The sequence below is a fragment of the Trichlorobacter thiogenes genome (assembly GCF_900167465.1).
In the GTDB taxonomy this organism is placed as follows: Bacteria; Desulfobacterota; Desulfuromonadia; order Geobacterales; family Pseudopelobacteraceae; genus Trichlorobacter; species Trichlorobacter thiogenes.
Window position 1 is genome coordinate 44,596 of record NZ_FUWR01000007.1, and the last position, 26,438, is coordinate 71,033.

A 26,438-nucleotide genomic window follows, 5' to 3' on the forward strand; every position below is an offset into this window, starting at 1 on the left:
AAGGCGGCGGCTGCCGCAGGAGTTTTTGTATGTCTACGAAAAAGGTTCTGTTGATTGTAGGCGGTTGTTTCCTTGGTCTGGTACTGCTTTTTGCAGGCAGTATGCTTTTTGCCAAACTGCTCTTTAGTGACAAGGACAAGGGTTTTGTCACAGGACCTGGGATCGGACTGGTTGAGGTCAAAGGGATGATTGTTGACTCAACTGAACCGATCAGGCAGCTCCGCCATTTTGCTAAAAAAGATTCGGTCAAGGCAGTTGTGCTGCGGATTGACTCCCCTGGCGGGGTGGTTGGCCCTTCACAGGAAATTTATGAAGAGGTCCGCAAGCTGGCTGCCAAGAAGAAGGTTGTCGTTTCCATGGGTAGTCTGGCTGCCTCAGGCGGCTACTACATTGCAGCGCCTGCCTCGGTTATCTATGCCAATCCCGGTACCATTACCGCCAGCATCGGGGTGTTGATCAAATTCTCCAATCTGGAAGGACTGTTTGGCAAGCTGGGGGTCAGCTCCACCACCATTAAAACAGGTGCTTTTAAGGATGCCGGTGCGCCGGATCGACCGCTTTCTCCTGAAGATCGGGCCATGTTCCAGGCCTTGATTGACAGTACCCATGAGCAGTTTATCAAGGCAGTGGCTGAAGGGCGTAAACTGCCGGTTGACGAAGTACGCAAGATTGCCGATGGCCGGGTCCTTTCAGGTGAACAGGCCAAGGCACTCAAACTGGTGGATAAACTGGGTAATCTACCCGATGCCGTTGAAGAGGCTGGCCGACTGGCCGGTATCTCCGGTGAACCATCACTTATCCTGCCCCCAAAGAAAAAGGTTAATTTCCTTGAGATGCTGGCTGAAGGGGCAGAGGAGAAATTTAACGGTGTGCTGAGTAAGGCGGCGGTCGGACGAGGCCTCCAAGTCACCTACGAATAGGAGCGGTTCTTTTCCGTTCTGGCTGTGTCAACCTGCGGGATACTTTGTGCGGCGTACTACCCCGTACGCCTCCGCAGTATCCCTTGTTTGCCGCACCAAGAACGAAAAATTCCGCGCTCCTTCAGCTATGGTTCTTGTTTTGCCTACTTCCGTTTCTGCAGCCGTTTGTGGGCCTCAAGCAAGATAGTCTCCGTGGTTTCCCAATTGATACAGGCATCAGTGATGGATACACCATATTTAAGCTGTGAATGGTCAGCCGGTACCTTCTGGTTGCCTTCCTCAAGGTTGCTTTCGATCATCAGGCCGGAGATTGACTGGTTGCCGGCCACCACCTGATCAATGATCTGCTCCAGCACCTCTGGTTGCTTACGGAAATCCTTGTTTGAGTTACCGTGGCTGCAGTCAACCATGATGGTGGGGGTGAGGTTATTCTTTTTCAGGCTTTCTTCAGTGTGGATGATATCTTCAGGCAGATAGTTGGGCTTGCGTGAGCCACCCCGCAGGACAATATGTACATCAGGGTTGCCGGTGGTCTGTACAATGGAGGCGCGGCCTTCACGGTTGATGCCGAGGAAGCTGTGGGGAGCACGGGAAGAGATCATGGCATCAATGGCGATCTGCAGATTGCCGTCGGTGCCGTTTTTGAAACCGATCGGGAAGGAGAGGCCGCTGGCAAGTTCCCGGTGGGTCTGGGATTCGGTGGTGCGGGCACCGATGGCACCCCAGGAGATCAGGTCTGCCACATATTCCGGGGTAATCGGGTCAAGCATCTCGTTGGCCACCGGTACTTCAAGATCGGTCAGGCGGCAGAGCAGGCCGCGGGCAATGCCCAATCCCTTTGAAATGTTGTGTGAACCATCCATGCCAGGGTCATTGATCAACCCTTTCCAGCCTACCGTGGTGCGGGGTTTTTCAAAATAGACCCGCATAACCAGCAGTAACTGGTCATCAACCTTGCGGGAAAGAGCGGAAAGCCGCTTGGCATACTCAACCGCTGCTTCGGTGTCATGGATTGAGCAGGGCCCAACCACCACCATTAGACGACGATCACGGCGTTGCAGGATTTCTTTGATTCTTTCACGGCTACGGGAGACAAACTCCCGACCGGTGTCTGACATGGGGAAGACCTGGCGCAGATCAGCCGGGGCAATAATAGGGGTAATGCCTGAAACTTTCAGGTTGTTGGTCTTGATCATGGCAACGCCTCGCAGCAAGGAAAATGATAAACAAGTACTCTTTCTACTGGATTGGAGTAAAGCTTGTCAAATTCAAACAGGTTTCATGGTACTAAACAGGCGGTGTTTCTTGATCGTGATGGCACGATCAATGTTGAAAAAGAGTACCTCTACCGGGTGGAGGAGTTTGAGTTTACCCCCGGTGCGGTGGAGGCGATCAAGCTGCTGAATCAGGCAGGCTATCTGGTGGTGGTGGTCACCAACCAGTCCGGTGTGGCGCGGGGCTACTATGCTGAAGAGGATGTGAAGCAGCTGCATCTTCATATTGATGCAGTACTTGCATCTCACGGGGCCCGGGTGGATGCCTGGTATTACTGCCCCCATCATGAGCAGGGCCAGCCCCCCTATAATCAGGAGTGCGACTGCCGCAAGCCAATGCCCGGCATGTTACTGCAGGCTGCAGCTGACCATGCAATTGATCTTACCCGTTCCTGGATGGTGGGGGATAAAACGGCTGACATTGAGGCCGGGCAGGCTGCCGGATGCAAACCGGTGTTGGTAATGACCGGCTATGGGGCTGAAGTGGCCGATGAGGTGTCTTCTCAGGTAACGTGCTGTGCAGACCTACTGGCTGCAGCCCACCTGATTGTGGCTGTTTGACAGGGGGTAAGACCCTGTGCTAATGCTATTTTTTTAAATTTATGAAATGAAACCTTGTATGCTCCTGACTTCCTGGAAGAGGAAGTGGCAGAAGGGTGCTCCTTTACCTATGTTTGATTTTTTTCGTAAATATTCATTGCCTATTCTGGTTGTTGTGGGGCTACTCGTCGCACTGATCACCTATTCACTGAATCTGTCCCGGACACGTCAGGCAAACCTGCTTGAACGGGGTGTTAATGGTGCGCTCGCTCCGGCCCAGAAACAGGCAACCCGCAGCGGCGGCCTGTTGGGTCGAATCTGGCATGATTATATTGATCTGGTGGACCTGAAGCAGGAAAACAGCCGTCTCAAGGGCGATATAAAACAGCTGAACAGCGCTTTGGCCGCTGCTGGCGAGGCGCTGCGTGAAAATGAGCGTCTGACTCATCTGCTTGACCTGCGCAAGACGGTTAAGGAACCGACCGTTGCTGCGATGGTAATTGGTGAGGATGTCACCCCCTGGTTTCGCTCGCTGACGATTGATCGTGGTTCCGAGAACGGGATCAGAGAGGGAATGCCGGTCCTTGCAGCCAACGGGGTGGTGGGGCAGACCGTCAAGGTAACGGCCAACTCCAGTCGGGTACTGTTGTTAACCGACCATGCCAGCGGCATTGCCGCCATGATACAGCGTTCCCGTGCCCGCGGGGTGGTCAAGGGACGCGGCGACAACCTCTGCTCACTGGAATTTACCATGCGTGGCGAAGATGTGCAGGTGGGTGATCAGGTGGTCAGCTCTGGCATAGGCGGTATCTTTGCCAAGGGCCTGCCGATTGGTGAGGTGGCCATGGTGAAGAAGGGCGAGTATGGCATCTTCCAGACGGTAACCATCCGTCCCACGGTCAGTACAGCCCATCTTGAAGAGGTGCTGGTGGTTCTGCGAGTACCACGTGATTAAGGGTACGCAGTCATGACCGGTTTTTTGAAGGGGGCACTGGTGGTGTTGGCGCTGGTGGTGCTGCAGACATCAGTGTTGCCCCAGTATCTGACCACACTCTATAAGCCTGACCTGCTGCTGATTCTAATGGTCTTTCTTGCCCTGCGGGCGCCTGTCAGCACCAGCCTCCCGGCTGCGTACGGTCTCGGCCTGTTAAAAGATTGCTTAAGCGGTCTCTACCTTGGTTTAAATGCCTTTTCGTTTTTAATTGTGTATCTGGTGTTAAAAGCCCTTTCTGACCGCCTTTATGTTCAGAATGCACTGTTACTGGTCTTGACGGTTTCTCTCTCCACCCTTGCCACCATGCTGATCAATACCGTCCTGCTGACAATTTTCTCAGAGGCCAGCGGCATATTTTCATCAATGTTGACCGCCATGTTACCGCACCTGTTGATGAATGCCTTTATCGCATCTCTGGTGGCGGTATTTCCTGAATTTGGTCGAGTCAGGATAGCCAAATGATCAAAGGACAGCGCTACGTCAGGGAGCTTGCCCAGCCACGGCAGCGCACTATTCCATTGGCTATCGTGGTGACGGTGCTGTTCTTTCTGCTGTTGTTGCGCCTCTGGTACCTGCAGATTATCAAGGTTGATGACTATCGGACCATGTCAGAGAATAACCGGCTGCGTTTTCTGCCGGTAGCCGCCTCCCGCGGTGCCTTGATGGATCGCAACGGAACGGTAATGGTTAATAACCGTCCCTCCTTCAGTCTGTCGATCATTCCGCAAGAGGTTAAGGATGTCGAAGGAATGCTTGACCGGCTGGCCGCGCTTCTGAAGCTTGACCGGGCTGAGCTGCAGGAACGCTGGGAGAAAACCAAGGGGCGCGCCCGTTACTATCCGGTGGTGATTGCGGTGAATATCACCCAGGACCAGGTTGAGATAGTGGAAGAAAACCGGTTGCGCTTGCCTGGGGTAGAGGTCAGTGTCAAGCCGATCCGGGAATATGCCTTTCAGAATTCAGCTGCTCACCTGCTGGGGTATATTGGTGAGGTCTCTGATAAAGAGTTGGATGCTCCTGCCTACAGTGACTATAACCCAGGTGACTATGTTGGCAAAAACGGCATTGAAAAAGCCTGGGAAAAAGAGTTGCATGGCAGTGATGGCGGTCGGCAGCTTGAGGTTGATTCCAGAGGCCGCGTATTGCGGGTGCTGAGCGAGAGCAGTCCGACCGTTGGCAACAGTCTGGTCCTGACAGTGGACAGCCGGTTACAGCGGACAGCAGAGCAGGCGTTTGGGGGGCAGGCTGGTGCTGCGGTGGTGATGAATGTGAACAATGGGGAAGTGCTGGCCTTTGTCAGCAGCCCTACCTTTGACCCCTCGCTCTTTGCCGGGCGTATTCCGGCAGATATCTGGAAGAAATATCTTGAAGATAAACGTCATCCCCTTGAGAACAAGGCCTTAGCCGGCCAGTATCCACCCGGCTCAACCTTTAAGATGTTGACTGCTCTGGCAGGCCTTGAAGCAGGAGTCATCAATGAAAATACAACGGTACATTGCGATGGCGCCTATGAAATGGGAGGCAGTAAATTCCGCTGCTGGAGCAAGTCCGGTCATGGTAGTGTTAACCTGCGAAAATCGTTGAAGGAGTCCTGTGACGTCTACTATTACCATCTGGGCGAAAAGCTGGGGGTTGACCGTATTGCGGCGATGGCCGAGCGTTTTATGTTGGGAAAAGAGCTGGGTATAGGGCTGCAAAATGAAAAGAAAGGGTTGGTTCCCAGTACTGCCTGGAAGTTGAAGCGCTTTGGTAAAAAATGGTTTCCCGGTGAGACCCTGCCGGTGGCCATTGGGCAGGGCTATGTCCTGATGACACCGATTCAGCTGGCCTCCATGGTGGCGACGGTTGCCAATGAAGGGACCATTTACCGGCCACATCTGGTCAAGAAGGTGGTTGATCCTGATGGCAAAACCATTAAGGAATTTACTCCTGAAACCATTGGTACCACCGGTATAGCTCCGGCCTCGTTCAAAAAAGTGAAGCAGGGCCTCTACGCTGTTGTCAATGATCCTGGTGGAACCGGTGCCAATGCCCGTTTATGGGATCAGAAGGTGGCTGGCAAGACCGGTACATCCCAGGTCGTAAAACTGGGGGAAGACCGTAAAAAAGCCCGCAAGTATGAACATATGGATCATGGTTTGTTTGTGGCCTTTGCCCCCTACGACAAGCCGGAGGTTGCCGTGGCCGTGGTGGTGGAACATGGCGGTGGTGGCGGTGCGGTAGCAGCTCCGATTGCCGGCAAGATCCTGCGTAGCTACTTTGATCTACAGAAACCGCCTCCAAAACAGAAACCCGCCGAGAAGGAAGAGCAAGAACCGGCAGAAACGCCTGTCAAACGGCAGGAAATGCCGGCTGAGAGAGAGACTGAAGAGTGATTGACCGTCGTCTTGTAACCAACTTTGACTGGACCCTGATCGGTCTGGTCAGCGCCATCTGCCTGATGGGGGTGCTGAATATCTACAGTGCCTCGGCAGCCTATAAACTGGGCGGCGCGCCCTACTACATCAAACAGCTGAACTGGATGGCCTTTGGACTGCTGCTGTCACTGGTGGTGGCAAGTCTTGATTATCATATCCTTGAAGACTTCTCCTACTGGTTCTACGGTTTTCTGGTGCTGCTCCTGATTGCGGTGCTTTTGGTGGGCAAACGCTCATTGGGGGCAACCCGCTGGCTTAACCTCGGTTTTTTTACCATTCAGCCCTCAGAATTGATGAAGATTGTCATTGTGATCACCTTTGCGCGCTTCTTTAACAATTTTCATTCGGTAGGGGGGCTGACGGTCAAAGAGATGCTGATCCCGCTGGGGTTGCTGGCTCTGCCTACCCTGTTGATCATGAAACAACCTGATCTTGGCACTGCCACTCTGGTGGTGATGATTGCTGTTTCCATGGCTTTCTTCATCGGGTTCCGCTGGGCCACCATCGTCACTTTTGCCTTGGTTACGGTGCCGCTTTTCTGGTTTACCTGGGCTGTCTACATGAAGCCGTATCAGAAAAACCGGGTGCTTGATTTTATCAATCCCGAGCGTTCCCGGTTGGGCAGCGGGTATCATATTATTCAAAGCAAGATTGCGGTTGGTTCCGGCGGTTTCTGGGGCAAGGGCTATGTCAAAGGCACCCAGGCCCAGCTGCGTTTTCTGCCAGAGCAGCATACTGATTTTGCCTTTTCTGTCTTTGCAGAAGAATGGGGCTTTTTCGGCACCTTGATCCTGATCTTGCTCTACCTCTGTCTGATCCTTTGGGGGCTGAATATCGCCCGGCGCTGCAATGATCGACTTGGCGGCCTGCTTGCCGTGGGGGTCACGGCAATGCTGTTCTGGCATGCGGTAATCAACATCGGCATGGTGATCGGTCTCTTTCCGGTGGTGGGGGTGCCGCTGCCGTTCTTTTCCTATGGTGGCACCTCCATGATTACTTCCATGGTCGGTGTCGGAATTTTACAAAGTATCAGCATGCGACGGTTTATGTTTTAATATTTTTGTGGTAAAGTTCATCGGTTTCACCATCCACACGTCATAAAAACCTGGAGATACACAATGATCAGCAGTCTGATTCGCAAGGTTATCGGCAGTAAAAACGAACGTGAACTGAAACGGCTTTGGCCGATTGTTGCCAAGATAAACAGCCTTGAACCACAGATGCAGGCTCTGTCCGATGAGGCTCTGCGGGGTAAGACCGCCGAGTTTAAAGAGCGTTACAGCAAGGGCGAGTCTCTGGACTCCATGTTGCCCGAGGCGTTTGCGGTCTGCCGTGAAGGTGGCCGTCGTGAACTGGGGATGCGCCATTTCGATGTGCAGCTGATCGGCGGTATGACCCTGCATAATGGCAAGATCGCTGAAATGAAGACCGGTGAAGGTAAGACCCTGGTGGCAACCCTGGCGGCCTACCTGAATGCCCTTTCCGGTAAAGGCGTCCATGTGGTGACGGTCAACGACTACCTGGCACGGCGTGACTCGGAATGGATGGGGCGGCTCTATGGTTTTCTGGGGCTGACCACCGGTGTGATCCTGCATGGCCTGACCGATGAAGAGCGGCGTGAAAACTACGCTGCGGATATCACCTACGGCACCAACAACGAATTCGGGTTCGATTACCTGCGTGATAACATGAAGTTCTCGCTGGAGGATTATGTGCAGCGTGGCTTTAACTTTGCCGTAGTTGACGAGGTTGACTCGATCCTGATCGACGAAGCCCGTACCCCGCTGATTATCTCCGGCCCCACGGAAGAATCCACGGACAAATACTACGTCATCAACCAGATTATTCCCCGCCTGGTTCTGGGCGAGGTCAAAGAGGTTGAGGCCAATACCATCTCCGGTAAGAAAAAGACCTACACCGGCGATTACACCATTGATGAAAAGGCCAAGAGTGCCACCCTGACGGAACAGGGTGTTTCCAATGTTGAAAAACTGCTCAAGATCGAAAACCTGTACGACCCGCGCAATATCGAGACCTTGCACCATGTTAATCAGGCTCTGCGTGCCCACGCCATGTATAAGCGGGATGTGGATTATGTGGTCAAGGATGGCGAGGTGCTGATCGTTGATGAATTTACCGGCCGTCTGATGCCTGGCCGTCGCTGGTCAGATGGTCTGCACCAGGCGGTTGAGGCCAAGGAAGGGGTGCGGATCGAGAGTGAAAACCAGACCCTGGCCACCATTACCTTCCAGAACTATTTCCGGATGTATGCCAAGCTGTCCGGCATGACCGGTACGGCTGATACTGAAGCAGAAGAATTTCACAAGATCTACAAGCTGGATGTGACGGTGATCCCCACCAACCGTCCGCTGCTGCGCCCAGACTACCCTGATGTGATCTACAAGACTGAACGTGAAAAGTTTGACGCGGTTATCAAGGATATCAAGGAACATTACGAAAAAGGGCAGCCCTGTCTGGTGGGTACCATTTCCATTGAAAAATCAGAGGTGCTGTCCGAGCTGCTGCGTAAGCAAGGGGTGCCACACTTTGTCCTGAACGCCAAGCAGCATGAGAAAGAGGCAGAGATCGTTTCCCAGGCCGGCCGCAAACAGGCGATCACCATTGCCACCAACATGGCGGGCCGTGGTACCGATATCGTGCTGGGTGGTAACCCAGACAGCCTGCTGAAACAGTGGAAACTGACCAACCCAGAGGTCACTGAAGAGCAGACAACCGCCATGCTGGCGCAGTTTAAGCAGCAGTGTGCCACTGAGCATGATGAGGTGGTGGCCCTGGGCGGTCTGCATATTATCGGTACCGAGCGCCATGAATCACGCCGGATTGACAACCAGTTGCGGGGCCGTTCCGGTCGTCAGGGGGACCCCGGTTCATCACGGTTTTACCTCTCACTGCAGGATGACCTGCTGCGGATCTTCGGTTCCGAGCGGGTTGCCAAGATCATGGACTTCCTCAAGATTGAAGAGGGAGAGGCGATCACCCACAGCATGATCAACAAGTCGATTGAAAATGCCCAGAAAAAGGTGGAAGCCCACAACTTTGAGATCCGTAAGCACCTGATCGATTACGATGACGTCATGAACAAGCAGCGTGAGGTGATCTACACCCAGCGTCGCGAAATCCTGGCTGGTGAGGATATCCGCGAGAGCTTCCTTGAGATGCTGGATGACACCATCGGTGATATCGTCAAGGCCTATGCCTTTGAAAAGGATGCACCGCTTGAGTGGGATTGGGAGTCGCTGTCCGAGACCGTCTTCCGCTGCTTCTCGCTGCAGTTGGAGCTGACTCGTGAGATGATCGCCCGCCTGAATGCCGATGGCCTGCAGGCCATGCTGAAGGAGCAGGTCCACGCCATTGTCAACCGCAAGGCTGAAGACCTTGGCGATGAGCTGATGGATCATCTGATCCGGGTGGTGATGCTGCAGGCGATTGACGTACACTGGAAAGACCACCTGCTGAATATTGACCATCTTAAAGAAGGGATCGGCCTGCGCAGCTATGGCCAGAAGGATCCCAAGCAGGAGTACAAGAAAGAGGCCTTCCACCTCTTTATGGAGATGATCATCCGTATCCGAGAGGAAACGGTTGAGAAGGTCTTCTGGGTTCAGATTGAGAAAGAAGAAGATATTGATGAGCTGGAAGAAGAACAGGTGGAGCGTAGCCGCAAGATGTTCCAGGCCATTACGGTTAATGACGATGAGCATCCTGCCGAGCCCGCCAAGAGCAAGAAAAATGCGGGTCGTAATGAGGCGTGTCCCTGTGGTAGTGGCAAAAAGTACAAGAAATGCTGCGGCAAGTAATAAAAAGGTGATTTAACGCAAAGACGCAGAGATGCAGAGAACCCTGAAACTGAAAGAATCTATAAAAATGAGTTGTTTTTCTCTGTGCCATTGCGTCTCTCTTTTTTCTTTGCGTTAAAAATTGGGTCTTGATTTTTTAGGGGTTGATGATGCTCAAAGGTTTTCAGTTTTCTGCTGTTGAGGCGGCTATAAAAAAGCCGGGTCGTAAGGATCTGGCCCTGATCTTTTCCGAGGCTCCGGCAACGGCTGCAGCGGTCTTTACCACCAACGCGGTCAAGGCGGCCCCGGTGCTGCTCTCTGCTGAACGGATTGCCGGTGGTAAGGCCCAGGCACTGGTGGTTAACAGCGGTAATGCCAATGCCTGTACTGGCGCCCAGGGGATGCTGGATGCCCAAAAGACCAGTCAGATACTGGCAGCAGGGTTAGGCATTGCAGAAGAACTGGTGCAGATCTCTTCCACCGGCGTGATCGGTGTGCCGTTGCCGATGGATCGCCTGACCGCTGCCATTCCCGCTCTGGTGGCTGGTTGCGGCAGTGCGGGAATTGATGACCTGGCTGCAGCCATCATGACCACTGACACCTTTCCCAAGGTTGCCCAGCGGAGCGGCAGTGCAGGCGGTGTCAGCTATACCGTGGCCGGGGTTGCCAAGGGGGCTGGTATGATTATGCCCAACATGGCCACCATGCTCTCCTTTGTGTTGACTGATGCGGCGATTGATCCTGCCCTGATCGACCGTATCTTCCGTTCCAGTGTTGATCGCTCCTTTAACGCCATTACCATTGATGGTGACACCTCTACCAATGATACCTGTCTGCTGATGGCCAACGGCGCTGCCGGAACGCCGGTAATCGCTGCAGGGACACCTGAGGCTGAACAGTTTGCAGGATTGCTTGATGAAGTGCTGTTGGATCTGGCCAAGCTGATTGTCAAGGATGGGGAAGGTGCCACCAAGTTTGTGGAGATCCGCATCAGCGGTGCTGAGTCTGATGCCGATGCCAAGCGGGCTGCCATGGCGGTTGCCAACTCATCGCTGGTCAAGACCGCCTTCTTTGGGCAGGATGCAAACTGGGGCCGGATCTTTGCTGCCGTGGGCTATTCTGGCGCCAAGGTCAACCCTGATCTGCTGGCACTCTGGTTTGATGATGTCTGTATGGCAAAATCCGGTATCTTCAGCGGCGGTGATGCCGAGGCCAGAGGTACTGAAGTGTTGCGTAAAAAAGAGTTTAGCGTGCAGGTTGATCTTGGACTGGGGCAGGGGAGTGCAACGGTTTACACCTCAGACCTGTCCCACGAATACGTCAGTATCAACGCTGATTATCGTACCTGATTCCCTACGGGAGGTAGCACGATGAAGAAGCTGCTATCGGTTCTGTTCGCACTGCTTGTGGTTGCCATGGCTGTCCCGCTCTGGGCCGGATCGCTCAGTATCACGGAGTTGGCAGTCACCACCAAGGTGTCAAAGGGCAAGCCGATTGACGCAGTTCATCGTATTTCCCACCACACGGTCAAGACCCTGTACTGCTTTACCCGTACGGTAAGCGATGACTCTGGTGAAACTAGTATTAAGCATGTCTGGCTGCGTGGTGGTCAGGTGGTTAAGGAAACTACCCTGCCGATTAAAGGAAAACGGTGGAGAACCTACAGTTCTCTGCCTGTTGATGCCTCAACGGTTGGCAACTGGCGGGTTGAGGTACGGGACGCAGCTGGTGTCCTCATAAAAACAGTGGAGTTCAGGATACAGTAAATGATGATCAATACCGTAATTTCAAGCCGCCTGCTGGGCGGCTTTTTTCTGCGCCTTAGCCTGAATATTCTGATGCTGCTCAGTTGTAGTCTGGCTGTCGTTGCTGTTGAAACAGCCCATGCAGAGCAGGATCTGCTTCAGGAACTAGGGCGTACTGCAGTGCTTGATACCATGCTGCAAAATGCGGTCAGACAGGGGTTGATCAGTGGCGCAGTGGTGCTGGTGGGCAATCAGAATGGTACGCTCTATACCCATGCCGCAGGGCGTGCCGGTTTTGAATCCGCTTCCCGTCCGCTTACGGTTGGGACGGTATTTGATATCGCCTCCCTGACCAAGGTCTTTGCCACGACACCAGCAGTTGTCAGACTGATGGATCAGGGCTCGCTTTCGTTGCTGGATCCGCTTTCCCGTTGGTTTCCTGAGTTTGCGGGCAAGGAGATAACGGTATTGCACCTGCTGACCCATACCTCGGGCTTGCATGACGGTATGCTGGATCCGTCTGCGCCGCTGGAAAGTGCCATCAGTCGCGCAGCCTCACAGTCATCTGACAAGCCAGGTACCCGCTTTCAGTATGCTGATATCAATTTTATCCTGCTGGGCAACCTGGTGCGCAGGATCAGCGCCTTTGGTCTGGACAGTTACTGTCAGGACGCCTTCTATCAGCCTTTAGGCATGGTACATACAGGATTTAACCCGGCAGCAAATGGCAATACTGCAGCAACCCTGGGGGGGCGCAACGGCGTCCTGAAAGGCGTTGTCCAGGATCCGAATGCCCGCTTGTTGGGAGGGGTGGCCGGACATGCGGGGCTGTTCAGTACGGCAGAAGATCTGGGGCGCTTTGCCAGAATGCTGTTAAATGGTGGTGTGCTGGATGGTCGCAGGGTGCTTTCATCACGGGCGGTTGCCCAGATGACCGCCCCCTATTTTTTTAGAAACGGGAAGATTGTACGCGGGCTTGGGTGGGATAGAGAGTCACCCTTTTCTGCACCCAAAGGTGCACTTTTTTCTGAGGTTTCCTACGGACACACCGGCTACAGCGGCTCTTCGGTCTGGATTGACCCGGAAGCAAATCTGTATGTTGTGCTACTGACAACCAGGCTGGATTACCGTAACAGGCGTGGTTTTAACCGGTTGCGTAGTGACATCTCGACCCTTGCAGCAGCCCTGTTTGCGCGGCATGAAAAGGCGGCTGCTGCACAAATGCCCCAAAATACTGGGCCTTGACACCTGCTGGACCGTATGTTAGTGTCTTCCACGTTTTGTGCCAATTCTTCTGTAGCGCATCATCAGCAATCCTTGCGGGGAGGGACCGATGGGCAGCATCTCAATACTTCTGGCCGATGACAGTATTACTATCCAGAAAGTCGTCGGAATTATTTTCGGGTCTGACGACTATACCCTTACCGTTGTTGATAACGGCAAGGCAGCCGTGCAGAAAGCACAGGAACTTCAGCCAGATGTATTGCTGATAGATGCCCTGATGCCGGGCATGAGCGGCTACGAAGTCTGCGAGGCAATCCGTAAGGATGCCGCCCTTGCTTCCAAGCCGGTTCTGCTTTTAACCGGATCCTTTGAGCCGTTTGATGAGGATAAGGCCCGTCAGTGTGGTGCTGATGACCATATTGTCAAGCCGTTTGAATCCCAGCAGATTGTGGCCAAGGTTCAGGAACTGTACCAGCTTGGTCTTAATCGTGCTGGTGGCGTTGCAGTTGCTGCCCCGGAGGTTGCGCCTGCTGTTTCTCCGGTTGAAGCAACCATCGCGGAAGAACCGTTTGCCTTTGAACAACCGGCCTCACCCTTTGCAGACATTCCTCCTGTGGCTGAGCCTGTGGTCGCCTTTGAACCGCCTGCTGCATCCTTTGCCGCCCCTGCGTTTGAACCTGAGCCAGTTCGTTCACCGGATGATCCCTGGGGTGCCTTTACCCAGCAGCCTGCTGCTGTAACTGCGGTTGAGGAAACGTTTGTTGCTCCTTCTGAGCCAACTCAACCTTTTGTAGCTGAAGTAACTGCTGCAGCACCTGCAGTGCAGCCTCAGGATGACAATATCGGTGCTTCATGGGTACCGGTTGAGGAACAAACCTTTGAGTTCCGTGAAGAGCCTGCAGAAGAGGTGTCAGCACCTGCTGCCGCTTTCACTGCTGCTGCCTTTGAACCGGTAACCGCCGTTGAACCAGTTGTTGAGCCGGTTGCTGAACCGCCTGTCCTTGCTGCTGCTCCCGAGATCGCTCCAGAACTTCCGGCTATTGTTCCTGCTGCCGGTGCTGTTACTCTGACTGATGAACAGTTGAAGGAGGCCCTTATGGCTGCATCAAAAGAAACTATTGAGCGGATTGTCTGGGAAGTGGTGCCTGATTTGGCAGAGGCGATGATCAAAGAAGCCATTAAGCGGATCACTGAAGCTAAATAAGCGTGAACATATACTGGTTGTAAATGGGGATGGCAACATCCCCATTTCTGTTTGAAGAGGAGAGAGCAGATGATCAGACAGGCCATCGCTAAAGTGGTTGAACTACATGATCTGGGTGAAGGAGAGATGATCGAGGTGATGAACCAGATCATGTCCGGTGAATGTACCCCTGCCCAGATCGGATCTTTTATCACGGCCCTGCGGATGAAGGGTGAAACCATAGAAGAGATCAGTGGCGCTGCCCGGGTCATGCGGGAGCGGGCCACCCCGATCCGGGTTGGCCGCAACGTGCTGGATATTGACCGCGACGATATCAACCTTGATCAGGAAACCATTCTTGATGTGGTCGGTACCGGCGGTGACGGCACCAACACCTTTAACATCTCCACCACCGTATCCTTTGTTGTCTCGGCCTGCGGCATCAAGGTTGCCAAGCATGGCAACCGTTCCGTCTCCTCTGCCTGTGGTAGTGCCGATGTCCTTGAAAAACTTGGTATTAACCTGGATGTCACCCCGGAGCAGGTTGAGTGTTGTATCAATGAGATCGGTATCGGCTTCCTGTTTGCCCCGGCCCTGCACGGTGCCATGAAACATGCCATCGGCCCCCGCCGTGAGATCGGCATCCGCACCATCTTTAACATCCTGGGGCCGTTGACCAACCCAGCCAATGCCGATTGTCAGGTGATGGGGGTATATCGGGAAGAGCTGGTTGAAAAAATGGCCGGTGTGCTGCACCGCCTTGGCTGCAAGCGCGGTTTTGTGGTGCATGGAAGGGATGGTATGGACGAGATCACCCTGACTGGTGAAACCGCCGCTGCGGAAGTCACCTCTGAAGGTGTCAGGCTGTTTACCATCAGCCCTGAAGAGTTCGGCTTTACCCGCTGCAGCATGCAGGCGCTGAAAGGGGGCGATGCCGTTGCCAACGCCGCCATTGTCCGCTCCATTCTTGCAGGAGAAAAAGGGCCACGGCGTGAGATTGTCCTCTTAAATGCAGGCTTTGCTCTGGTGGCTGCCGGTCGTTGTGCCACGGTAGCTGAAGGCATACACCTGGCTGCTCATGCCATTGATTCCGGCGCTGCCGGCATACAGCTGGAGAAGCTGGCCACACTCACCAATTAAGAGGGACACGATGAGCTCTACCCCTGATATCCTGAAAACCATTGTAGCCCACAAACAAGAAGAGGTCGCAGCAGCACGTCTGACAGCCTCACTGGATGAGCTGAAGATCAGGATCTCTGACCTTGAAGATACCCCCCGTGGCTTTGAACGGCACCTGCGGGAAGCGGTTGCTTCGGACTGGACCGCCATCATTGCCGAGGTTAAAAAAGGCTCCCCCAGCAAAGGAATCATCCGCGAGGATTTTGATCCGCTGGAGATCGCCGAGATTTATCAGAACAACGGCGCCACCTGTCTTTCCGTCCTGACCGATGAAAAGTTCTTTTTAGGCCATCTGCGTTTTTTGGCCCTGATCCGTGAACAGGTCGGTCTGCCGATGCTGCGAAAAGACTTCATTATTGATCCGTTTCAGGTCTATGAAGCCCGTGCCGCCGGTGCTGATGCTATCCTGCTGATCGCCTCTATCCTGGAGCCGCAACAGATTGTTGATCTGGCCGGTATTGCCCGTTCCGTTCATCTGGACATTCTGCTGGAAGTCCATGACGAAGCGGAGATGGAGGTCGCCTGCAGCACCGACATCGGTCTGATTGGTGTCAATAACCGCAACCTGCGCAGTTTTGTCACTGATCTGGGTACCACCGAGCGTCTGGCAAAAATGCTGCCTGCCGGGCGTCTGTTGGTGGCTGAAAGCGGCATCAACAACCGGGCTGATATTGAACGTCTGCAGGCTGGCGGCGCCGGTGCCTTCCTGGTGGGTGAATCCCTGATGCGGGAAGACGACATCGGTGCAAAATTGCAAGAGCTGCTCTCCTAGTAACTGCACCATGTCGATTGTTCACGTTGTCTTCAATCCAACTTCAGGCAGCTACTCCTCCCGTAAGGCAGAACAGATCCTCACCCAACTCAGGGCTGTCGGGCTTGATCCGCAGCCCCTGCTTCCCCAAACATTAGCCGAATCCATGCAGGCGGTTGCAGAACTCTGTAAACAGGCCATACCACCTACCATCATCGCTGTCGGTGGTGATGGAACGGTCAACACCGTTATCAACAGCATGCCCCAAGGCAGTGCTACCCTGGGTATCATCCCATTGGGCACCGCCAATGTCATGGCCCGAGAACTGGGCATCCGTTCGCAGCAGGATGCCATTCAACGGATAGCCCGTGGCACGGTACGGCCTTTCTCTGTAGGTGAAGCCAGCTCAACTGCCGGAGTCAGGCGTTTTGTGCTGATGGCCGGTATTGGTGCAGATGCAGCAGCCGTGGCAGATGTCCGCTCCTCTGAAAAACGGTTGCTGGGCAAGGGTGCCTATGTCCTGGCAGGCCTGCGTCGCTGTCTTGATTGGGATAACCGCCTGATAACCGTTAGCTGCGGCGGACAAACACGCCGCTGCAACAGCCTGATAGTTGCCAATGCCTCCCACTATGCCGGTCCCTATCGTCTGGTTCCCCAGGCGGGTCTGTTTAACCCTCAGCTGATGGTTGCGCCTCTGCCTTTTAGCGGTCCGCTGGGTATGCTTCGTTTTACTGCCGCCCTTTTTCTGCGGGGCAGCTATGCAGCACCAGATGCTTTTGCCAGCGGGGGAGACACAATCAGTATTACCGGCGATAAACCGGTGCAGCTGGATGGTGATTCCTTTGGCGCTGCACCGCTCACCATCCGCCTGATACCTGACTTTAATAACCTGATCGTGTAACACCATTCAGCCCGTCATCCAAAAATGACGGGTTTTTTCTTAACCTGATTTCAAAATGACATATTTGGTCGTACTGCTATGGTAGGGTGAAGCTATGGAAAGAATTGTTGTTGTAGATACTGAAACCACCGGCCTTTCAGTCAGAAACAAGGACTGGTTCTGGATGTTTCCAGTGTCGAAATCGCCAGGAGCGCCCGTCCCACGTGGGCGGGCGAGGATTGAAAATTCCGGGCGCCCGGAATTATTGCCTAACTAACCGATTTGTAATTAATTGTTCTTAAAACGGTCCTGTTTTTTTGCTGCGGGGTAGTTCCATGATGTCTCGGATGGATGTTACTGGAAACGCTGTCAGCGCTTGTAGAGATTGAAAGGGTTTGCAGCGAAAGGCAAATCCCCCCTGGCCCCCCTTTGCCAAAGGGGGGAACTGTTAATGACCGGCATCGTTTGCATTGGAGGAGCAGCAAGTAGCTTGACTTTTTAATCTTTTATTAGGTAGTCTGTAACTACATTGTAGTTACGTGGAAGGGGGGTATATGCTTGCACAACTTGTTTCCATAGGAAATTCAAAAGGTGTACGAATACCTGCAGCATTGCTACGCCAATACGGTTTAAGCGACATGGTTGAGCTGCTGCCGGGTAAAGATGAGATTACCATTCGTCCGGTACAAGGCTCGCCCCGTGAAGGCTGGGATCAGGCTTTTGCCGCCATGCATACTGCTGGAGATGATGTGCTGTTACTTGACGATATGCTGGATCAGGAGGACTGGGAATGGAGCTGAAACAGTACCATGTCTATCTGGTCAATCTTGATCCAACCATTGGCCATGAAATTCAGAAGACACGGCCTTGCTTGATTATCTCTCCTGATGAAATGAACCGGCATCTGCAGACTGTTATGATTGCCCCCATGACCACTAAATCCCATAATTACCCAAGCCGCGTATCGCTTACTTTTACCGGTAAACAAGCCTGGATCGTGCTTGATCAAATCCGTACGGTAGACCGCAGGCGCTTGGTGAAAGAACTGGGTAAGATAACCGCCCCGCAGACTCAGAAGGTGAAGGCTGTTCTCAAAGAAATGCTGGTTGATTAACGCAAACATTAGTCCCCCCTCTGTTCCTGTACGTTCGGCGAAATTCGTTTTTTTGAGGTCAATCCCATGTTCAACAAGCAACTTCTTATCAACCGTCCCCGTTTGATGCTGATCATTCTGGTCTGTATTTCAAGTCTGATCTATCTGGTTGATTATCTGGTGGATGGCAGCCTGAAGGAGGTTACCACCAGCTTCCTGGGGAACCTGGCCTTTCTGCCGATCTACATTATTGTGGTGACGTTGACCATGGAGCAGTTGTTAAAGGAACGTGAACGCCAGACCCTGCGCCGCAAATTGAACATGGTGATCGGTGTCTTTTTTAGTGAGGTGGGAACACGTCTGTTTCGTGAGCTGGCAACTGCGGTGGTGCATCATGAACAGTTACGGGCTTCATTGCTGGTGACGCCGCAATGGAAGGATACGGATTTTACTGCGGCTCTTGCATTTCTTGGTTCGCACGATATCAGGATTGATGCTGCTGGTTCTGGTCTGGATATTGAACAGCTGAAACAGTTTCTGGTGGGGAAGCGCAGTTTTCTGGTGGGGTTGTTGGAGAACCAGAACCTGCTGGAGCATGAGGCGTTTACCGACCTGCTCTGGGCGGTATTTCACCTGGTTGAGGAACTGGATGCCCGCGAATCTCTGGTGGAAATTCCTCAGGCAGATGTTGAGCATTTGAATGGCGACATTAAGCGTGTTTTTGGCTATCTTTCCCGTGAATGGGTGTTGTATATGCAGCATCTGAAGCTGGATTACCCCTACCTTTTTTCACTGGCCGTGCGGATGAATCCGATGGCTGAGCAGGTTTCGCCCCACCTTTATTGACCTGCATCAAGTTATTGAAAGTCGTTTTCAAAAGGCCTTGACCATGCATGTCCATTCTGCTATTGATAACAAAAGTCAGATGGGGGCGTGTCATGATCCTGGAAAAGAAAAAAACGTTTAATGCCTTTGCCGCCCGGCAAGGGCTGCGTTCAACTCGCCAACGAGATGTTATTCTGGATGTCTTTCTTGCTACCCATGAACATTTAAGTGTTGAAGAGCTGTATCTGAAGGTGAAGGCCTCCCAGCCCGGCATCGGTCAGGCCACGGTCTATCGTACCCTGAAGCTGTTTGTGGAGGCCGGGCTGGCCCGTGAGATGATGCTGCCGGATGGGCAGACCCGCTATGAACATCAGCTGGTGGGCGAGCATCATGATCACCTGATCTGTACCGGCTGTAACGCCATTATTGAGTTTGAGGATGAGCAGATTGAGCAGTTGCAACGGGATATTGCCAAGCGCCACGGGTTTAGCCTGACGGCCCATAAGATGCAGCTGTACGGGCTCTGTCCAACCTGTTTACGTGCAACGGCGTAAAGTTTTATCGGCTTGATGAAAATGGCTTTCACTACAAGGAATAGACGATGTCAGCTTCAGCAGTAACTCCAGATACTCCTCAATCCCTTCGCCGGGTTGCTCTGGTGGGTAACCCCAATGTGGGCAAGAGTGTGTTGTTTAATGCCCTTACCGGCAGTTATGTCACGGTTTCCAACTATCCCGGCACCTCGGTTGAGGTGTCACGGGGAAACGCCACCATAGCGGACGAGGCTTGGCAGGTGATTGATACCCCCGGTATGTATGCCGTGCATACCATTACAGAGGAGGAGCGGGTTGCCCGCGAGATCCTTCTGAATGAAAAACCTGATGTGGTGCTGCATGTGCTGGATGCCCGCAATCTGGAGCGGATGCTGGCCATGACGATCCAGTTGATTGAGGCTGGTCTGCCGGTGGTGCTGGTGGTTAATATCATGGATGAGGCCGAGCGGATGGGGCTTTCCTTTGATCTGTCCCTGTTGCAGCAGCGGCTGGGGATACCTGTGATTGCGGCAGCAACAGCCCGTAAGCGGGGGATTGAAGAGATCAAGACCGCCATTGCCGGGCTTGGCACCAGTTGCGGGCTGCCGATCAGTTACAGTCGTTTGCTGGAACGGGATATTGCCGAGGTATCACGCCTGTTGCTGGGCAGTTATGTGCTGTCCCGTCGGGCAATGGCACTGCTGCTGTTGCAGGGGGATGAAGAGGTTAGCGGTCTGGCAGCGCAGCAGGAGGGGGAGCGGTATCCGGCCCTGGCGGAAAAGGTGCGTGAGATCGCCTTTGAACGGCGGGAATCGTTTCACCTGGATCTGTCCATGGAGCGCAAGGAGATTGTGACCCGTCTGGTGCGGGGGGTGATCTCCCTGCCGGATAAGCGGCGTGAAACCTGGGGTAGTCGGCTTTCCACGCTGGCAGTACAGCCACTGACCGGTATCCCGCTTTTGCTGCTGACCCTTTATTTTGGCCTGTACAAGTTTGTGGGTGATTTTGGCGCAGGCACCTTGGTGGATTTTCTGGAAGGGGAGCTGTTTGAAAAGCTGTTTAATCCCTGGATCACCAACCTTTTAACCGGCTGGATTCCCTGGTGGTGGCTGCAGGAACTGCTGGTGGGGGAATACGGTATCATCACCTTGGGGCTGCGCTATGCGGTGGGTATTATCCTGCCGATTGTGACCACTTTCTTTATCTTCTTTTCGATTCTGGAGGATGCCGGTTATCTGCCCCGTCTTGCCCTGCTGGTGGATCGCGGTTTTAAGTGGTTCGGGCTGTCAGGTCGTTCCGTGATCCCGATGGTGCTTGGGTTTGGTTGCAGCACCATGGCCACCATGGTGACCCGTACCCTGGAGACGGTGCGGGAGCGGGTGATTGCCACGCTGCTGCTGGCTCTGGCTATCCCCTGTTCTGCCCAGTTGGGGGTGATTCTGGCCCTTTTGGCCCGCACACCGGGCGGTCTGCTGGTCTGGATCGCCTGCATGACCCTCTTGTTTGTGCTGGTAGGTGTTCTGGCTGGTAAGCTGCTGCCCGGTGAGGCGCCGATGTTTTATATGGAACTGCCGCCGATGCGGTTGCCACAGCTGTCCAACGTGCTGACCAAGACCTATACCCGGATGCAGTGGTATTTTCTGGAGATCCTGCCGCTGTTTGTGCTGGCCTCAGTGCTGATGTGGCTGGGCAAGATCACCGGTGGCATGGAGAAACTGGTTAATGCCATGACCCCGCTGATGCAGGGGATCGGCCTGCCCAAAGAAGCTGCTATCGCCTTTATCTTTGGTTTCTTCCGCCGGGATTACGGTGCAGCAGGTCTGTACGATCTGCAGAGCAAGGGGCTGCTGGATGGCCGTCAGCTGACCGTTGCAGCGGTGACGCTGACCCTGTTTATCCCCTGTGTGGCGCAGTTTTTGATGATGCTGAAGGAACGGGGCTGGAAGGTCTCGCTGGCGATCTTTGTCTTTGTCAGCCTGTTGGCCTTTGGTAGCGGGTATCTGTTGAATCAGCTGCTGGTGACAACCCGCCTGTTGGGCTAGGAGCAAGCCATGATACGCTGCGGATTCTGCGGGCATGAGTTTGAAGAATCAGAAGGGACGCAACCGGGCTGCGGTGCCTGTGCCGGTGGCTGCCATGGCATTCACTGCCCCCGTTGCGGATACAAGAATGTGCAGGAACCAGCCTTCTTGAAACGATTGAAAAGTATGGTAACAAGGAATGATAAGGAGCAAGACCAATGAAACTCTCTGAACATGCGGAAGAGATCCTTGAGGCGATGTGGATTGCCATTGAAGAGGAAGGGGCGGCCTTTTATGACCCTGCCAGAATGCAGCTTCCTGAGGACGATGCCGCTTGCCGGGAGCTGACCGCAAAGTCTCTGGTTGAGCTGCGCCACGGCATGCTCTACTTCCGTCAGGAAGGCCGGGAAGAGGGGAAAAAGACCATCCGCCGCCATCGTCTGGCAGAACGGCTGATGATGGATGTCTTTAATATCAAAGGTGACGAGGGGGATGATAAGGCCTGCCAGTTTGAACATCTGCTGAATGAAGGGGTGGATACCAAACTTTGCACCATGCTGAACCATCCTGCCACCTGTCCCCATGGTAAGCCGATTCCGCCCGGTGATTGCTGCATTGAGGCACGCCAGCAGGGGGATCTGGGGGTGGTGCCGCTGACCGAATTCAGGTCAGGTCAGGAAGGGGAGATCGCCTATATCCAGACCGATGACAGCAAAAAGATGCAGAAACTGATGGCCATGGGGGTGTTGCCTGGCAACCGGATTATTCTGGTGCAGTCATTTCCTTCCTATATCTTTCGGGTAGGTTTTTCAGAGTTCGCCATTGATACCGCATTGGCGCGGGAGATCTTTGTCAGAAAGATTGAGCGGTAATTGACAAAGAGACGGTTGAACAGCTAGTATCAAAGTCTACTTTACCCGTATGGAAAGGTTCGTATGAAGATCATTGTCCTTCTGGGCGACGGCATGTCCGATGAGCCCTGTGCAGAATTAGATGGCAAGACCCCGCTGCAGGTAGCCCAAACCCCCAATATGGATCGCATGGCCCAAGCCGGGCAGGTAGGGCTGGCCCACACCGTGCCGGATGGTCTGCCCCCTGGCAGCGATGTGGCCAACCTGTCGGTGTTCGGCTATGACCCCCGCAGCTGCTATACCGGTCGTTCTCCACTGGAGGCGATCAGTATGGGGGTGCAGCTTGGTCCACACGATGTGGCCTTCAGGATGAACCTGGTGACCCTGAGCCCCCACAACGGTAAGATCTACATGGAGGATTTCTCAGCCGGTCATATCGGCAGTGAAGAATCCCATCAACTGATTGCCACCCTGCAGGCTGAGCTGGGTGATGAGCGTTTTGAGTTCCACCCCGGCGTAGGCTATCGCCATCTACTGGTCTGGCGTAATGGCAAGGATGCCATGACCGCCACCCCTCCCCATGATATCAGCGGTAAAAAGATACTGGAGTACCTGCCCCAGGGTGATGGTGCCGATGAGCTGATCAACCTGATGAATTCGTCCCAGATGGTGCTGCATAACCACCCGGTGAATAAGCAGCGTAAAGAGCGGGATGAGCTGCCTGCCACCTCAATCTGGCTCTGGGGGCATGGCAAATCACCGGTGCTGCAACCGTACAAGGAAAAGTTCGGGCTGTCCGGCGCGGTTATTTCAGCAGTGGATCTGATGAAGGGGATCGGCCTTTGCGCCGGTCTGGAAGTGATCAACGTGCCGGGTGCCACCGGGTATATTGACACCAACTACAAAGGCAAGGCCGAGGCGGCCCTGGCTGCCCTGGAGCGGCTTGATTTTGTGTATGTGCATGTGGAAGCGCCGGATGAGGCGTCCCACAGCGGTAATCTGCAACACAAAATCAAGGCGATTGAGGATTTTGACCAGCTGGTGGTGGGTACGGTGCTGGCCGGTGCGGACCGCTTTGATGATCTGCGCATCCTTTGCTGCCCTGATCACCCCACACCGGTACAGAAGATGACCCATACCAGCGATCCGGTGCCGTTTATTGTCTACCGTCCGGGACAGGAAAACGGTAATGGTGCAAGCGGGTATGACGAGGTTCAGGCCAAGGCAACCGGGCTGATTCTGGCAGAAGGATATCAGCTAATGGAGCTGCTTACCCGTTGATAATCTGTCGTAATGACGTAAGGGAGGCTTGTTGAAGCGATCAGGGCTGCTGGTGGGGATTCTGTTTGTACTGCTGCTGGAGCTGGTGGCCCTTGCAACCATCAGGTATCTGTATCAAGACCGTCGAGAAGCCTACCTTCGTTCCGGCTATACTGATATGGTCAGGAGCTACCAGTCTGCACTGGAAACCTATGAGCTGTTTTCACGGGCTATCTTTAACGAAACCATAAATAAACCTGCTGTCATCAACCTGATGTATCAGGCTGCCAGGTCAGATCACCAAAAGCAGGCGCTACTGCGCCATCAGCTTCATACCATGATGCAGCCCTCCTATCAGGGGCTGCTGCAGAATCATCTGAACCAGATCCACTTTCACCTGCCTGATCTGTCTAGTTTTCTCAGGATGCACCGCCCTGCTGTTTTTGGCGATAACCTTGCTTCTGTCAGACCGGCTTTAGCTGTTGCCAACAAGCGGCGGGCCTATGTCAGCGGCTTTGAGGTGGGGCGTCATGAAGGGGGCTTCCGCTTTATTTTTCCGCTCTTCAGGGGAGAAGATCTTGCTGGAACCGTTGAAACCAGCATCTCTTTTGATAGTTTTACCACGCAACTGCGTCGCCGCTTTGCCGGCGACTACATACTGTTGATCAAGTCAGACCTGACCACGCAGCGTCTGTTCAGCAACGTACAATCCCGACTGGTTCCCAGTCCGTTCAGTAGTCAATTCCTGCAGGCGCCGATTCAGGACAATTTCCACTCAGACCATCTTTCTGCTGCTGAAATCACTATGGTTGCTACGGCAGTCAAATCAGAGCTTGAACAGGCCCAACAGGCCAAACGTCCCATTGCATTGGCTGCCCCGCTGCAGAACAGTACGGTTTCAGTATATCTGCTGCCGCTGACAAACATTGAAGGAACGCCTGAGGCCTATCTTGTCCAACTGAACAGAGATGCCAACCTGCAGTCCCTTAAAGAAGGGTATGCCATTGCGGCCTGGTCTGCCTCGTTGGTGGCTCTTTTGGGGGGCGTTCTGATTGTCAGCCTTTATAAACGTGCCAGGGAGATGTCCGGGCTGAACCGTCTGTTTCATCAGGCTATTGATGCATTGCCCTATCCATTTCATATCATTGATACACAAACCTATCGGATCAAGGTGGCTAATCGGCAGGCCAGCCATGGTGTTGAAAAGGTTGAAGAAATGACCTGCCATGCCTTAAGCCATGGCTCTGCCCAACCTTGCGATAGTGGTGAGCATCCCTGTCCGATCAAAACGGTTATGGAGACCGGAACTGCAGCAGTGGTTGAACATAGGCATTATACTGCAGACGGTGAAGAAAAAATTGTAGAGGTCCATGGCTACCCGATTCATGACGAACAGGGGGGGATTAGTCGTTGTATTGAATATGTGATTGATGTGACTGAGCGCAGGCTGCTGGAACAGCAATTACAGCGGCTGGCTGAGACAGACCCGCTGACTGGCACAGCCAACCGTCGTCGTTTTTACGATAAGTTGGCTGTAGAGATTGATCGCGCTGTACGGCATGATCGGCAGCTGTCTGTGTTAATGCTTGATCTGGATCATTTTAAAGAGATTAACGATAAAAATGGGCATGATGTGGGTGACCGGGTACTGGCACGCCTGGTTGAGCTATTGGGTAGCCTGTTGCGCACCAGTGACCTGCTGGGGAGATCTGGTGGTGACGAATTTTTAATTCTTGCTCCGGAAACCGGTTTTGATGATGCCAGAATACTGGCTCATAAACTGCTGGTGGCAGTTCGGGAAAAACTGCATGATCCTCAGGCCGGTCCGGTTACTGTCAGCATGGGAACGGCATCTTTTAAAGCCGGTGATACGCCGGATGAGTTGATTAAACGGGCAGATCTGGCGCTGTACCGGGCCAAACAACAGGGACGAGACCGTTTTGAAGCAGGCGAACAGTAGCGTCTGTCTAATTGGCCCCGATACTGCAGCTGTCGATCAGAAACCGTGCGATGCTACGGCTGGCTGGCAGTGAGGGCAGCGCACCGATGCTGAACCAGCGGGCATCATCGATCTCTTTGCCATCCACGACAATATCACCGTAGGCGTAGTCCGCCACAAACCCCACCATCTGCTGAGACGGAAACGGCCAGGCCTGGCTGGCCACATAACGCACGTTTTTAATGGTAACCCCAGTTTCTTCCATCGCCTCCCGTATGGCACACTCCTCCATTGACTCTCCAACATCAAGAAAGCCTGCCACCAGACTGTAGCGCCCAACCGGCCATTCCGGTTTGTGAATCAGTAATAATTGATCATCACGGCGGATCAGGACGATTGCACAAGGATGAATATGGGGGAAATGCTCATTGGTGCAGCCTACGCATTTTTTACCCCAGGATTCGGGCAGTTGTTCCAAAGGCTGACCACAGTACGAGCAGAAACGGCTCATCCGTTGCCAGTGCAGCAGTTGCTTGCCGATTCCGGCAACCGTCATCAGCTCTGGCGTAATCCGCTCACGAAAGGCATTGAAGGGCTCTGCAACCAGTTCCGGCGGTATCTGCAGGCCGGAAGGAACTGAGGCTACCCGCACCGGTTTCCCTTGCAGTGTGCCAAATGACAGGGGGGGATGTTTGAGTTGCAGCCAATCCGGACAGGCGCCCTCTGGCAGAAACAGTTCTCCAGCAACGTCACGCATGACAACGGTGGCACCTTGCAGCAGCACCCAGATACCGTCGGCATCAGTGGCCGGCTGTGGGGTGGGGTGCAGCACAAAGCCGTTTGGCAGGGCCTGACGGTTAAAGGGGAGGTTGATGGTTTCAGGGTAAGGCAGCTGTTGTTTTGTTGCTGCTGGTGACAGTTGGCGCTTCAGCGCAGCAACGGTAGCAGGGCTTTTACAGGAGGCGCCTAAAAGGGAATCAGACATGGTGGTATCCTTACAAGCAGGTGTTTG

25 protein-coding genes are annotated in these 26,438 nt (G+C 53.7%); 23 read left to right on the top strand and 2 right to left on the bottom strand.

The window, feature by feature from the left end; genetic code table 11:
- The first annotated feature begins 29 nt into the window (after nt 1-29).
- Nucleotides 30-920, top strand: a complete 891-nt coding sequence (gene sppA, locus B5D39_RS07725; protein WP_078789889.1) for a signal peptide peptidase SppA — start codon at nt 30-32, stop codon at nt 918-920.
- A 143-nt stretch (nt 921-1,063) separates the two neighbouring features.
- On the opposite strand, the gene B5D39_RS07730 is transcribed toward sppA, so the two are convergent.
- The gene (locus tag B5D39_RS07730; protein ID WP_078789890.1) at nt 1,064-2,116 is read right to left on the bottom strand and encodes a 3-deoxy-7-phosphoheptulonate synthase; all 1,053 of its coding nucleotides are present in this window, start codon (nt 2,114-2,116) and stop codon (nt 1,064-1,066) included.
- Between the two features lie 63 nt (nt 2,117-2,179).
- Between B5D39_RS07730 and gmhB the strand changes: the two genes are divergently transcribed.
- From gmhB to B5D39_RS07840, 22 genes are all read left to right on the top strand, one after another.
- The gene (gene gmhB, locus B5D39_RS07735) at nt 2,180-2,755 is read left to right on the top strand and encodes a D-glycero-beta-D-manno-heptose 1,7-bisphosphate 7-phosphatase (RefSeq protein WP_078789891.1); all 576 of its coding nucleotides are present in this window, start codon (nt 2,180-2,182) and stop codon (nt 2,753-2,755) included.
- Between the two features lie 109 nt (nt 2,756-2,864).
- Nucleotides 2,865-3,689 (top strand): rod shape-determining protein MreC, encoded by an 825-nt coding sequence (gene mreC, locus B5D39_RS07740; protein WP_078789892.1) that lies wholly within the window; start codon nt 2,865-2,867, stop codon nt 3,687-3,689.
- A 12-nt stretch (nt 3,690-3,701) separates the two neighbouring features.
- A complete protein-coding gene (mreD, locus tag B5D39_RS07745) occupies nt 3,702-4,190 on the top strand; it encodes a rod shape-determining protein MreD (RefSeq protein ID WP_078789893.1) in 489 nt (162 codons plus the stop codon).
- Nucleotides 4,187-6,103 (top strand): penicillin-binding protein 2, encoded by a 1,917-nt coding sequence (gene mrdA, locus B5D39_RS07750; protein WP_139366715.1) that lies wholly within the window; start codon nt 4,187-4,189, stop codon nt 6,101-6,103. The genes mreD and mrdA overlap by 4 nt, the downstream gene beginning before the upstream one ends.
- Nucleotides 6,100-7,200: a rod shape-determining protein RodA gene (gene rodA, locus B5D39_RS07755; protein ID WP_078789894.1), complete on the top strand. Its 1,101-nt coding sequence runs from the start codon at nt 6,100-6,102 to the stop codon at nt 7,198-7,200. The genes mrdA and rodA overlap by 4 nt, the downstream gene beginning before the upstream one ends.
- A 63-nt stretch (nt 7,201-7,263) precedes the next feature.
- On the top strand, nt 7,264-9,963 hold the full coding sequence (secA, locus tag B5D39_RS07760) for a preprotein translocase subunit SecA (protein ID WP_078789895.1): 2,700 nt from the start codon (nt 7,264-7,266) through the stop codon (nt 9,961-9,963).
- Between the two features lie 146 nt (nt 9,964-10,109).
- Entirely contained in the window at nt 10,110-11,291 is a 1,182-nt protein-coding gene (gene argJ / locus B5D39_RS07765; protein ID WP_078789896.1) for a bifunctional glutamate N-acetyltransferase/amino-acid acetyltransferase ArgJ, read from the top strand.
- Nucleotides 11,292-11,312: 21 nt separating this feature from the next.
- A complete protein-coding gene (locus B5D39_RS07770; protein ID WP_078789897.1) occupies nt 11,313-11,708 on the top strand; it encodes a DUF2914 domain-containing protein in 396 nt (131 codons plus the stop codon).
- The gene (locus tag B5D39_RS07775; RefSeq protein ID WP_078789898.1) at nt 11,709-12,932 is read left to right on the top strand and encodes a serine hydrolase domain-containing protein; all 1,224 of its coding nucleotides are present in this window, start codon (nt 11,709-11,711) and stop codon (nt 12,930-12,932) included.
- An 88-nt stretch (nt 12,933-13,020) separates the two neighbouring features.
- Nucleotides 13,021-14,115, top strand: a complete 1,095-nt coding sequence (locus B5D39_RS07780) for a response regulator (RefSeq protein ID WP_078789899.1) — start codon at nt 13,021-13,023, stop codon at nt 14,113-14,115.
- 69 nt (nt 14,116-14,184) lie between these two features.
- Nucleotides 14,185-15,234: an anthranilate phosphoribosyltransferase gene (gene trpD / locus B5D39_RS07785; protein ID WP_078789900.1), complete on the top strand. Its 1,050-nt coding sequence runs from the start codon at nt 14,185-14,187 to the stop codon at nt 15,232-15,234.
- 10 nt (nt 15,235-15,244) lie between these two features.
- Nucleotides 15,245-16,045, top strand: coding sequence for an indole-3-glycerol phosphate synthase TrpC (trpC, locus tag B5D39_RS07790; RefSeq protein WP_078789901.1), 801 nt, complete (start codon nt 15,245-15,247; stop codon nt 16,043-16,045).
- A gap of 10 nt (nt 16,046-16,055) precedes the next feature.
- Complete coding sequence (locus B5D39_RS07795; protein WP_078789902.1) at nt 16,056-16,925, top strand: diacylglycerol/lipid kinase family protein; 870 nt, start codon at nt 16,056-16,058, stop codon at nt 16,923-16,925.
- A gap of 533 nt (nt 16,926-17,458) precedes the next feature.
- A complete protein-coding gene (locus B5D39_RS07800; RefSeq protein ID WP_078789903.1) occupies nt 17,459-17,704 on the top strand; it encodes an AbrB/MazE/SpoVT family DNA-binding domain-containing protein in 246 nt (81 codons plus the stop codon).
- Nucleotides 17,695-18,018: a type II toxin-antitoxin system PemK/MazF family toxin gene (locus B5D39_RS07805; protein WP_078789904.1), complete on the top strand. Its 324-nt coding sequence runs from the start codon at nt 17,695-17,697 to the stop codon at nt 18,016-18,018. Before B5D39_RS07800 ends, B5D39_RS07805 begins: the two co-directional genes overlap by 10 nt.
- A gap of 66 nt (nt 18,019-18,084) precedes the next feature.
- The gene (locus B5D39_RS07810; protein ID WP_078789905.1) at nt 18,085-18,843 is read left to right on the top strand and encodes a hypothetical protein; all 759 of its coding nucleotides are present in this window, start codon (nt 18,085-18,087) and stop codon (nt 18,841-18,843) included.
- 92 nt (nt 18,844-18,935) lie between these two features.
- On the top strand, nt 18,936-19,376 hold the full coding sequence (locus B5D39_RS07815; RefSeq protein WP_078789906.1) for a Fur family transcriptional regulator: 441 nt from the start codon (nt 18,936-18,938) through the stop codon (nt 19,374-19,376).
- 47 nt (nt 19,377-19,423) lie between these two features.
- The gene (feoB, locus tag B5D39_RS07820) at nt 19,424-21,397 is read left to right on the top strand and encodes a ferrous iron transport protein B (RefSeq protein ID WP_078789907.1); all 1,974 of its coding nucleotides are present in this window, start codon (nt 19,424-19,426) and stop codon (nt 21,395-21,397) included.
- A gap of 9 nt (nt 21,398-21,406) precedes the next feature.
- Nucleotides 21,407-21,598 (top strand): hypothetical protein, encoded by a 192-nt coding sequence (locus tag B5D39_RS07825; RefSeq protein WP_078789908.1) that lies wholly within the window; start codon nt 21,407-21,409, stop codon nt 21,596-21,598.
- A complete protein-coding gene (locus B5D39_RS07830) occupies nt 21,595-22,248 on the top strand; it encodes a metal-dependent transcriptional regulator (protein WP_078789909.1) in 654 nt (217 codons plus the stop codon). The genes B5D39_RS07825 and B5D39_RS07830 overlap by 4 nt, the downstream gene beginning before the upstream one ends.
- 63 nt (nt 22,249-22,311) lie before the next feature.
- Nucleotides 22,312-23,508 (top strand): cofactor-independent phosphoglycerate mutase, encoded by a 1,197-nt coding sequence (locus B5D39_RS07835; RefSeq protein WP_078789910.1) that lies wholly within the window; start codon nt 22,312-22,314, stop codon nt 23,506-23,508.
- A 31-nt stretch (nt 23,509-23,539) separates the two neighbouring features.
- Complete coding sequence (locus tag B5D39_RS07840; protein WP_078789911.1) at nt 23,540-25,447, top strand: diguanylate cyclase; 1,908 nt, start codon at nt 23,540-23,542, stop codon at nt 25,445-25,447.
- Nucleotides 25,448-25,454: 7 nt separating this feature from the next.
- Here the strand turns inward: B5D39_RS07840 and nudC are convergent, their stop codons facing one another.
- A complete protein-coding gene (gene nudC, locus B5D39_RS07845) occupies nt 25,455-26,411 on the bottom strand; it encodes an NAD(+) diphosphatase (RefSeq protein WP_139366716.1) in 957 nt (318 codons plus the stop codon).
- Nucleotides 26,412-26,438: the final 27 nt, after the last annotated feature.

What these genes read in the sequence shown, in the direction of transcription:
- sppA (WP_078789889.1), top strand. Translation starts at nt 30, where the DNA reads ATGTCTACGAAAAAGGTTCTGTTGATTGTAGGCGGTTGTTTCCTTGGT.
- B5D39_RS07730 (WP_078789890.1), bottom strand. Translation starts at nt 2,116, where the DNA reads ATGATCAAGACCAACAACCTGAAAGTTTCAGGCATTACCCCTATTATT.
- mreC (WP_078789892.1), top strand. Translation starts at nt 2,865, where the DNA reads ATGTTTGATTTTTTTCGTAAATATTCATTGCCTATTCTGGTTGTTGTG.
- mreD (WP_078789893.1), top strand. Translation starts at nt 3,702, where the DNA reads ATGACCGGTTTTTTGAAGGGGGCACTGGTGGTGTTGGCGCTGGTGGTG.
- mrdA (WP_139366715.1), top strand. Translation starts at nt 4,187, where the DNA reads ATGATCAAAGGACAGCGCTACGTCAGGGAGCTTGCCCAGCCACGGCAG.
- secA (WP_078789895.1), top strand. Translation starts at nt 7,264, where the DNA reads ATGATCAGCAGTCTGATTCGCAAGGTTATCGGCAGTAAAAACGAACGT.
- argJ (WP_078789896.1), top strand. Translation starts at nt 10,110, where the DNA reads ATGATGCTCAAAGGTTTTCAGTTTTCTGCTGTTGAGGCGGCTATAAAA.
- B5D39_RS07770 (WP_078789897.1), top strand. Translation starts at nt 11,313, where the DNA reads ATGAAGAAGCTGCTATCGGTTCTGTTCGCACTGCTTGTGGTTGCCATG.
- B5D39_RS07775 (WP_078789898.1), top strand. Translation starts at nt 11,709, where the DNA reads ATGATGATCAATACCGTAATTTCAAGCCGCCTGCTGGGCGGCTTTTTT.
- B5D39_RS07780 (WP_078789899.1), top strand. Translation starts at nt 13,021, where the DNA reads ATGGGCAGCATCTCAATACTTCTGGCCGATGACAGTATTACTATCCAG.
- trpD (WP_078789900.1), top strand. Translation starts at nt 14,185, where the DNA reads ATGATCAGACAGGCCATCGCTAAAGTGGTTGAACTACATGATCTGGGT.
- trpC (WP_078789901.1), top strand. Translation starts at nt 15,245, where the DNA reads ATGAGCTCTACCCCTGATATCCTGAAAACCATTGTAGCCCACAAACAA.
- B5D39_RS07795 (WP_078789902.1), top strand. Translation starts at nt 16,056, where the DNA reads ATGTCGATTGTTCACGTTGTCTTCAATCCAACTTCAGGCAGCTACTCC.
- B5D39_RS07800 (WP_078789903.1), top strand. Translation starts at nt 17,459, where the DNA reads ATGCTTGCACAACTTGTTTCCATAGGAAATTCAAAAGGTGTACGAATA.
- B5D39_RS07805 (WP_078789904.1), top strand. Translation starts at nt 17,695, where the DNA reads ATGGAGCTGAAACAGTACCATGTCTATCTGGTCAATCTTGATCCAACC.
- B5D39_RS07810 (WP_078789905.1), top strand. Translation starts at nt 18,085, where the DNA reads ATGTTCAACAAGCAACTTCTTATCAACCGTCCCCGTTTGATGCTGATC.
- B5D39_RS07815 (WP_078789906.1), top strand. Translation starts at nt 18,936, where the DNA reads ATGATCCTGGAAAAGAAAAAAACGTTTAATGCCTTTGCCGCCCGGCAA.
- feoB (WP_078789907.1), top strand. Translation starts at nt 19,424, where the DNA reads ATGTCAGCTTCAGCAGTAACTCCAGATACTCCTCAATCCCTTCGCCGG.
- B5D39_RS07825 (WP_078789908.1), top strand. Translation starts at nt 21,407, where the DNA reads ATGATACGCTGCGGATTCTGCGGGCATGAGTTTGAAGAATCAGAAGGG.
- B5D39_RS07830 (WP_078789909.1), top strand. Translation starts at nt 21,595, where the DNA reads ATGAAACTCTCTGAACATGCGGAAGAGATCCTTGAGGCGATGTGGATT.
- B5D39_RS07835 (WP_078789910.1), top strand. Translation starts at nt 22,312, where the DNA reads ATGAAGATCATTGTCCTTCTGGGCGACGGCATGTCCGATGAGCCCTGT.
- nudC (WP_139366716.1), bottom strand. Translation starts at nt 26,411, where the DNA reads ATGTCTGATTCCCTTTTAGGCGCCTCCTGTAAAAGCCCTGCTACCGTT.